Below are 4,194 nucleotides of genomic sequence, written 5' to 3'. Positions count from 1 at the left end.
GAGCCCAAGTCCTTCGGAGTGGGTTTTGATTTGCTCTGCAAGCAGTACGTTAAAGCGGTCGTGCCGGGATCTTGATGCTTCTTGGTCGGTGCTGTTTGATTCGACCATACCCATGGAGAGGCAATAAACGAGACGTGCTTTTTTGTAAGGCTCCATCTGAACTTCCTTTCTTTCTGCGACAATTAGGATTAGACGTGCTACAACTTTCTGCAACTTCTTTGGGCGTGACTACCCAATATATTACCATAACCTCAATAGCCGCCCAAGACATAAAAGGTAGTTTGTAAAAGGTAGTTTCATTTAAAACCGGGGCTTAAAGAATCTGCTTCCAGTCCGATAACCTCTTATATACAGTTTTTGCATCTAAAAGCCTTATTAAGGCAGAAAACCATGCGTGCTCGAGGTAACTAGATGTCAATTGTGGAAGCAGAACCAATAACAAGAAAACCAGCTATACATTGTATTATTAAGACGGCCATAGTGCTTGCCGCGCTGTTGTGGCTCCTTTTAGCCTCCTTACCGGTTGCAAACGCCGGGGTCAACGAGTGGATCGGCAATGGCCCCAGTGGCGCGATAGTTAACGCGCTCGTAGTTTCCCCCGGATATACAACAGATAAAACCCTGTTCGCGGGCACAAACGGCTCGGGAGTCTATAAATCGACAGACGGAGGGCAAAGCTGGTCGTCGAGCGGGCTTTCCGGGTCCTATATCCTCTCACTGGCCATATCCCCTAATTATGCGACCGACCATATCGTGTATGCCGGAACATACGGCGGCATCTATAAGTCCACCGACGGAGGGCAAAGCTGGTCGGTAAGTGGGCTTACGGGCAACGATGTAAGTTCTATCGCGGTCTCGCCCGGTTATACTGCAGACCATACGCTTTTTGCAGGCACCTACGGTCATGGTGTCTATAAGTCGACTGACGAGGGCCAAAGCTGGAATGCAAGCGGGCTTTCCAGCGCTTATGTGAGCGTGATCGCGCTTTCGCCCGACTTTGGCTCGGATGCCGTCGTGTTCGCCGGGACAAGCGATGGTACCGGCGTCTATAAGTCAACCAACGGCGGGTCGAACTGGACCCAGATAAATAGCGGGCTTTCGAACCCTTATATAAAATCAGTAGCGGTCTCACCCGCTTATACTACAGACCACACCGTTTTTACCGATGGCTTTAAGTCAACGGATTCCGGGCAGAACTGGACCCCTATCGGGCCGGTGGGTATCGACATCTTCTCCATCGCCACGTCACCGGCATACGCTTCAGACCATACGGTATTTGCCGGTAGCTACAGCCATGGCGTCTATAAGTCAACGGATTCCGGGCAGAACTGGGCGCAGGTCGGCAGCGACCTCGCAAGCGCGGATATCCCATCTCTCGCGGTCTCATCCAACTTCGCACAGGATAGCATCGTGTTCGCCGGGACGTGGGGAAGCGGCGTATACGGCTGTCCCACGCTGGTCGATGCCGTCGCACCGATCGTAACCATTACCGATCCGGTAAACAGTGCGGCTGCGGTACCCAAGGAAAAAACCATCTCGGTTACATTTAGCGAAAACGTACAGGCCGGTATTGCTTATAACATTATCACGGTTAGGGATGCAAACAACGCCTCGATATCGTTAAACAAAAGCATCAGCGGCAGGGTCCTTACGCTCGATCCTGTGAGCGACTTTGCGTACGGGGGCTCTTACACGGTGATTATCCCGGCGGGCGCGGTGAAGGATACCGCAAATAACTCGTTCGCAGCCCAATATACCTTCGGCTTTACCGTATTGGATAATACCGTGCCGGCGGTAACCGCCACCGATCCGTTAAACAGCGCAACCGGCGTGGCACGGGATTCCATGATTACCGTTACGTTTAGTAAAAACATTCAGGGCGGCACGGCCTATGAAAGTATTACCGTAAAAGATTCCAAGAATACCGCGCTGCCTTTTACTAAAAGCATTAACGGCAACGTACTCACGCTTGACCCGACGACCGATACCGCCTCGGGAACCATGTACACGGTAACTATCCCGGCGGGCGCGGTGAAGGATTTTTCAAATAACCCGCTTGCCGCCCAATATACCTTTAGCTTTACTTCGCTGGCGGATCTGGTGCCCCCCACGGTTTCAAGCACCGGCCCTATAAATAACGCAACCGGTATCGCCAAGGAAGCATCCATGACGATCACATTCAGCGAAACCATTCAGGCCGGCACGGCATATAATAGCATTACGGTAAAGGACGCTAAAAATGCGGTAGTCGGTTTGGCCAAAAGCATAAGCGACAAAGTGCTAACACTTGATCCAACGGCGGACTTGGCCTACTCAAGCGTCTATACAGTAACGATGCCGACTGCAGCTGTTAAGGATATGGCAAACAACAACCTTGTCGCGCAATACACGTTTAGCTTCTCCACGCAGGATGATACCGTGCCTCCGGCTGTGCCGCAGGGTCTAAAATCAACGTCGACCACGGATACGGCCCAGTTGTCGTGGAGCGCGAATAAAGAAACAAACCTCGCGGGCTATAACGTTTACAGAAAGATAAAGGGCGGCCTTACGCCAACCAAGCTTAACTCTACTACGTTAACCGCAACCCAATACCAGGACAAAACAGCCGAAGCCGCCAAAACCTACGTCTATTACGTAACCGCAGCAGATAAGCTCGGCAATGAGAGCAAGGGCTCAACAGAAGTAGAGGTCACGCTGACAGGAAGTAAAGCCCCGGGAACCTCGGGGTTCTCGGATGTGCCGGCCGACGCTTGGTACAAGGAATCTGTCTCGAAGCTCGCGGGCGCGGGGATCGCCGGCGGATATCCGGGCGGCTTGTTTAAACCAAACAAGGCCGTATCAAGGGCGGAGTTTTCAAAAATGATCTGCCTTGCTATGGGTTGGAAGCTTGAGACGGCGAGCGCGTCATCCTTTAAGGACGTGCCCACCGATGATTGGGCCCACGCATACATCGAGACCGCAAAAACCTATGGGGTAATTGCAGGGTACGAGGACGGTGGGTTCAAGCCCGGCAAAAACATCACCCGTGCGGAGATTGCAAAAATCGTAGCACGCACGCTCAACCTTTCTTCCGGGAGCAGTACGCTCAAGGATATTAAATCATCCTGGGCAAAGGATTATATCGGCGCCTGTGCAAAAACGGGTATCATCTCGGGCTACGCCGATAACACCTTCAAGCCCAACAACAGCGCGACCAGAGCGGAAGCGGCCAAGATGATGGTCGGAATACTTAATAACAAGAACTAATAACCGGATAGAGAATTAGTCTTCCTGGGTTTCCATTATCTTGCAGCTAAAAATATGTTATAGTTACAAGGTTGTAAATTATTTGCAAAATATCGGTTGTTACCAGGAAAAAGAGGTTTTTGAACGTATGCCTAACCAGTTGAGGAGAAAAGATATAAGAAACATCGCAATCATCGCGCATGTCGACCATGGCAAGACGACGCTTGTCGATGCAATGCTGAAGCAGACGGGCGTTTTCAGGCAAAACGAGGAGGTTGCCGATCGCGTTATGGATTCGAACGATCTCGAGCGCGAGCGCGGCATTACCATCTTCTCAAAAAATGCCTCCGTCACCTATAAGAACACCAAGATCAACATCGTCGATACGCCCGGACATAGCGATTTTGGGTCGGAAGTCGAGCGCATCCTGCAAACGGTCGATGGGGTATTACTGCTGGTAGATGCCTTTGAAGGCCCGATGCCGCAGACCAAGTTCGTCCTGAGAAAAGCGCTTGACCTGCACCTTAAACCCATCCTGGTAATCAACAAGGTCGACAGGCCCGATGCCAGGTCGCATGAGGTTGTAGACGAGACATTTGACCTCTTCTGCGAGCTGAACGCAACCGATGAGCAGCTTGATTTTGCCGTTGTTTATTGCTCGGCCAAGGATGGTGTGGCCTGGTATGAGATCGATGAAGAGAGCGACAGTCTAAAACCGCTGTTTGAGACGATCATCCGCCGGGTTCTGCCCCCGATAGCCAACCCGGACAAACCGCTGCAGATGCTTATCACTATGCTTGATTATGACAATTACATCGGCAGCTTAGGGCTTGGGCGTATCGTTCACGGTGAGATGAGCGTCGGCGACCAGATATACATGATGCGGCGTGACGGAACGAAGCATGCCGAAAAAATATCCGGGTTGTTTACCTATCGCGGCATGAAGCGCACCCCCACAGATACGGCTAA

The 4,194-nt window shown here is 51.6% G+C and carries 2 protein-coding genes; both read left to right on the top strand.

The genetic code is table 11. From position 1 onward, the window contains the following. Positions 1–411: 411 nt before the first annotated feature. Complete coding sequence (locus COY37_RS05205) at positions 412–3,246, top strand: Ig-like domain-containing protein (protein WP_286678989.1); 2,835 nt, start codon at positions 412–414, stop codon at positions 3,244–3,246. A gap of 127 nt (positions 3,247–3,373) precedes the next feature. Then, a partial coding sequence (locus COY37_RS05200; RefSeq protein ID WP_286976561.1) for a GTP-binding protein occupies positions 3,374–4,194 on the top strand: 821 nt, incomplete at its 3' end.

Source organism: Candidatus Aquicultor secundus, assembly GCF_002791875.1.
In the GTDB taxonomy this organism is placed as follows: Bacteria; Actinomycetota; Aquicultoria; order Aquicultorales; family Aquicultoraceae; genus Aquicultor_A; species Aquicultor_A secundus.
Note: the sequence above shows the minus strand (reverse complement) of the source record. Positions and strands in the feature narration are given on the sequence as shown.